We start from the raw sequence: 3,437 nt of genomic DNA, 5'->3' as shown, positions 1-3,437 counted from the left end.
GGTGCGGCCGGCGCGCCAGGCGTCGGCGGGGCGCGTGGCCTCGTCGAGGACGACCGTGTGCCAGCCGGCGTCGCGGAGGATCCGCTGCGCCTCGGCATCGTCGCGGCCGCCGACGCGGCCGGTCACGGCGAGGAATGCGACCGCGGGACGGCACGCCGCGCCCAGCCCCGCCAGCCGGTGCGCCTCGTGCGCGTCGAGGTGACCGAGGACCGCGTGCACCGGGACGGCGCGACGGCTCCGACGGAGGTCGGACAGGACCTCCTGAACGCCGTCGCGATCGGGGTCGACGGCCGCCGGGCTGACCTCGGCGAGGTGGAGCAGGAGATCCCCCTCCGCGGCGGAGTCGCCGGGCGGGAGGTCGCCGGGGCCCGCGGATCCGCCCGCCGTCTCGACCAGCTGCACCGCGTAGCCGCCGCGCTGCAGGTGCACGCCGATCGACGCGGCGAACGCCACCGCGCGCTCGAAGGCGCGGTCGCCGTCGACGTCCGCGTCGGGATCCGCGTCCACGGCCGGGTGCAGGGGGAAGCCCGCCGTCCGGGTGTCGAGCAGCACGAGCGACCGGGGGCTCGAGCGCTGCTCCTCCTGCCGCACCATGAGCTCGCCGTGTCGCGCGGTCGCGCGCCAGTGGACGCGGCGGAGCGGGTCACCCGCCCGGTACTCGCGCGTGCCGAGGTCGTCCTCGCCGCCGTCGGCGCGGCGCTGCACCCGCTCGGACTCGCCCTCGGAGGACACCTGGCCGCCGGGCTCGGCCTCGAGGTCCGCGATGCGCGGCGTGACGACGAGCCGGGTCGTGCCGCCCCCGACGTGCCGGAGGACCATCAGGCGGAAGGGGTCGTGCTCCTCGACCGCGAGCGGTCCCACCTCGTGGAGGCCGCGGCGCTCGGGCGTCAGGTCGTACCGGAGGACCGGACGCGCCGACGACCGGCGGGACCCACGGGCGAGCCCCCGCAGGGACGGCAACTCGGCCGGCGGGGTGGCGCCGTCGGGGCCGGGCACGAGGTCGACGGCCCAGGCGCGCGGCGTCGGCAGGGGGCCGACGTTCGCCACGGAGACCGTCACGGTGGTCGGGGTGCCCGACTCGACGACGTCGGCGGTGAACGTGCGCTCGACGTGCAGGCGCACCCGGGCGACGACGAGCCAGACCGCCGCCAGCAGCGGGAGGGCGAGGAGCGCGACGCCGATGAACACGAACTCGCGCCGGCCCGCGATGAAGGCGCCCGCGAAGGCGGCGACGCCCGCGGCGAGCAGGGCGATCCCGCGGAGGGTCGGGTGCGGGACGGCGTCGATGCCGATCCGGCGCATCAGGCGCGCGAGGGGCGGCACGGGGTCAGCGCGTCCGTCCCGCGGCGCTGAGCGGCACGGCGGTCGAGGCGACGATGCGCTCGAGGATCTCGACGACCGCGGCCTGGCCCCGCCCGCGCTGCCCGAGCGCGCGCCCGGTGGCGACGAGCCGGTGGGCGAGGACGGGCGCGGCGAGGGCGTCGACGTCGTCCGGCAGGACGAAGTCGCGCCCGTCGAGCGCGGCCCGCGTCTTGGCGGCGCGGATGAGCTGCAGGGTGGCGCGGGGGCTCGCGCCGAGGCGGATGTCCTCGTGGCCGCGCGTGGCCTGCACGATGGCGACGGTGTACCGCGACACGGGGTCGGAGACGTAGACGCCGCGGGCCGCGTGCATCATCGCGTCGAGCTCGTCGGCGTCGACGACCGGGCGGAGCTCGTCGAGGGGGCTGACCGTGTCGCGGGAGCGGAGCATGGCGAGCTCGGCGGCGGCGTCCGGGTAGCCCATCGAGATGCGGGCCATGAAGCGGTCGCGCTGCGCCTCGGGCAGCGCGTACGTGCCCTCCATCTCCACCGGGTTCTGCGTCGCGACGACCGTGAAGGGCTGCTGCAGGCCGTGGGTGAGGCCGTCGACCGTGACCTGCCCCTCCTCCATGCACTCGAGGAGCGCCGACTGCGTCTTCGGGCTCGCGCGGTTGATCTCGTCGCCGATGACGATGTTGGCGAACACGGCGCCCGGCTGGAACTCGAAGCGGTGGTCGGCCTGGCTGTACACCGAGACGCCCGTGACGTCGGAGGGCAGGAGGTCGGGCGTGAACTGGATGCGGTTGACCGTGCAGTCGACGCTCCGCGCCAGCGCCTTGGCGAGCATGGTCTTGCCGACCCCCGGCACGTCCTCGATGAGGAGGTGGCCGCCGGAGAGGAACACCGTGAGCGCCATCCGGGTGGCGTCGTGCTTCCCGGACATGACGCTGTCGATGTTGCCGAGGATGAGGTCGGCGAGCCGGCGCACCTCCTCCAGCGGCATCGCGGCGGACCCGCGGCCGGCGGGGGCGTGCGCACCGGCGCGGGAGGCCGGGCGGATGCGGGCGGGGTGGGGGCCCGATCCGGCGTGCAGGGGAACGGACTCGGACTCGGGGCTCGTCACGCAGATCCTCCAGCGTCGTGGGCGTCCCTGGAGCATACGTCAGCGACCCGGGCGCGTCCGGGGAGGCGCCGGCCGCGGACAGGGCGGGTAGCATCGTCGCCCGTGCACCCCGCTCCGAACGCCGCCGTCCCGACTTCCCGGCGAGCGGCGTCGTGACCCGCATCGTCGCCGGGTACGCCGGCTCCCTCGTGCTCCGCGTCCCGCGCACGGGCACGCGCCCCACGAGCGACCGGGTGCGCGAGGCGCTGTTCTCCGGGCTCGAGGCCCGGGACGCGCTCGACGGCGCGCGCGTGCTCGACCTCTACGCCGGATCCGGCGCGCTCGGGCTCGAGGCCGCCAGCCGGGGCGCGGTCGACGTGGTCCTCGTGGAGCGCGCGGTGCCCGCGGCGGCCGTGTGCCGGTCCAACGCCCTCCTCATCGAGCGGGCCGCGCCGACCGGGTCCGCGCCCCGCATCCGCGTGGCGGCCCAGAGCGTCCACGCGTTCCTCGCGGGCGACCGCGGCTCCTACGACCTGGCGTTCCTCGACCCGCCGTACGAGGTCGGCGACGTCGAGCTCGCCGAGGAGCTGGCCGCCCTCGTCCCGCGCCTCGTCGACGGCGCGGTGGTGATGGTGGAGCGGAGCTCGCGCTCCGCGGAGCCGTCGTGGCCCGCGGGACTGCGCCTCGACCGCCGGAGGGCGTACGGCGACACCGTGGTGTGGTGGGCCGTGGCCGACGCGGGGGACGACGTCTCCTAGCGCGCGCCGTCCCAGTCGGCGTAGGGGTCCCAGCCGCCGAGCGGCGTCCGCGGGCCGGCGTAGGGGCGTCCGTCCACGGTCACGGCGGGTCCGGTCCCGCCGGCCTCCGCGACGACCCCGATCGGCCGGAAGGGCCCCGGGAGCGCCGTCCCGGCCGGGAACGCGGCGACGAGCGCGTGGTCCTCGCCGCCGGTCAGCACGAGGTCGAGGGCCCGCGACGGCAGGGACGGGTGCGCCGCCGCGCCCCGGCGCGCGTCGCCCGCGAGGTCCGCGGTCCG

The 3,437-nt window shown here is 77.2% G+C and carries 3 protein-coding genes and 1 pseudogene; 1 reads left to right on the top strand and 3 read right to left on the bottom strand.

The window, feature by feature from the left end; translation table 11 throughout:
- Together Q6969_RS14315 and Q6969_RS14310 are read right to left on the bottom strand one after the other, a co-directional pair.
- A partial coding sequence (locus Q6969_RS14315; RefSeq protein ID WP_317231042.1) for a DUF58 domain-containing protein occupies positions 1–1,323 on the bottom strand: 1,323 nt, incomplete at its 3' end.
- A gap of 4 nt (positions 1,324–1,327) precedes the next feature.
- Positions 1,328–2,302 carry a MoxR family ATPase gene (locus tag Q6969_RS14310; RefSeq protein ID WP_317231043.1) on the bottom strand — a complete coding sequence of 325 codons (975 nt, stop codon included), beginning with the start codon at positions 2,300–2,302 and terminating at the stop codon, positions 1,328–1,330.
- A 272-nt stretch (positions 2,303–2,574) separates the two neighbouring features.
- On the opposite strand from Q6969_RS14310, the gene rsmD reads away from it, so the two are divergent.
- Complete coding sequence (gene rsmD, locus Q6969_RS14305; protein WP_317231041.1) at positions 2,575–3,159, top strand: 16S rRNA (guanine(966)-N(2))-methyltransferase RsmD; 585 nt, start codon at positions 2,575–2,577, stop codon at positions 3,157–3,159.
- On the opposite strand, the pseudogene Q6969_RS14300 reads toward rsmD, so the two are convergent.
- Positions 3,156–3,437 (bottom strand): annotated as a pseudogene (locus tag Q6969_RS14300) (thiamine-phosphate kinase); the annotation flags it as partial. The gene rsmD and the pseudogene Q6969_RS14300 overlap by 4 nt on opposite strands.

Origin of the sequence: Clavibacter sp. MX14-G9D, from assembly GCF_032917815.1 — a bacterium.
Taxonomy (GTDB): Bacteria; Actinomycetota; Actinomycetes; order Actinomycetales; family Microbacteriaceae; genus Clavibacter; species Clavibacter michiganensis_K.
Note: the sequence above shows the minus strand (reverse complement) of the source record. Positions and strands in the feature narration are given on the sequence as shown.

Excerpts from the sequence above, each read along its gene's own strand:
- Q6969_RS14310 (WP_317231043.1), bottom strand. The coding sequence starts at position 2,302 with ATGCCGCTGGAGGAGGTGCGCCGGCTCGCCGACCTCATCCTCGGCAAC.